Source organism: Cupriavidus sp. CuC1 (assembly GCF_044627735.1).
GTDB lineage: Bacteria > Pseudomonadota > Gammaproteobacteria > Burkholderiales > Burkholderiaceae > Cupriavidus > Cupriavidus ulmosensis.
In genome coordinates, this window is sequence record NZ_JBIUHC010000406.1 from 1 (window position 1) to 824 (window position 824).

Here is an 824-nt window from a genome sequence, read left to right on the forward strand (position 1 = left end):
GATCGTCGCAATACGGCCGAGCCCGCCTGTTCGCCGAGAACGACTCTCAATACAGTGTGCTCAATTGCGCGGTTACGATGATCTGGTGTCGACGGATTCACGCATCTTGACCGCGGAAAGCTGCGCGCATGGACCAGCTGTCCGGCCAAAAGTTGGCACGGAACTGGCTTGACTCATAAAAATCCCCTTAAAAATCAGAGGTGTACGTCAACGAAAATTGCCCACTGCGGGCAATTTGCTTGTGCGCTCGGCAAATTAGTGACGAAAATCAGTAGGACTTGCCTCTCCAAACGCATGATCTGTGTGCCAAAATTGCGATAAGCCTCCCGAGAGGCAGGAGCAAAAAAACGGACATCCGCCTGGCGGCTTCGGACTGGATCCCAATCCGAAGACGCTCCGCGCCCATCTCCATTTCAATCGCCGTTTCGCGGCACTGTTTGGAGATCACGATGCCCGCAATTTTTAACAAAATTGAACGCGAAGCTATTCAGGCGGCTTCCGAAGGCAACACGTTTCGTCGCGCCACTCGAGCTCAAGCCAGTGCCTATGCACGTTGGCCGCTGTTCGAGCCGGCGTTTTGGCGCAGCCTGACCAAAGCCGCGGAACGACCGGAAGAGGCTGCCCGAGTGAAGGCCCTTGTAGAGCAGATGTTCAAAGCCGGAGCGGACGAATCGCCCACCGTCCTTCATAACCTCGAATCGCTGTTGAAGCTTGCAAGCGAGACCTTGCGTCGCGCACGCGTGCTGCACTATTGAGTTTTACAAAAAACATGACAACCGATTCTATGCTGGTGCGTTTTATCTCGAACAAGTTGATTGGAGATA

General features: G+C 54.0%; 1 protein-coding gene. It reads left to right on the top strand.

The window, feature by feature from the left end:
* The first annotated feature begins 449 nt into the window (after nt 1-449).
* The gene (locus ACGLHR_RS51930; protein ID WP_400103945.1) at nt 450-755 is read left to right on the top strand and encodes a hypothetical protein; all 306 of its coding nucleotides are present in this window, start codon (nt 450-452) and stop codon (nt 753-755) included.
* Nucleotides 756-824 lie beyond the last annotated feature (69 nt).

Coding starts and splice junctions, on each gene's coding strand:
- ACGLHR_RS51930 (WP_400103945.1), top strand. CDS start 450: ATGCCCGCAATTTTTAACAAAATTGAACGCGAAGCTATTCAGGCGGCT.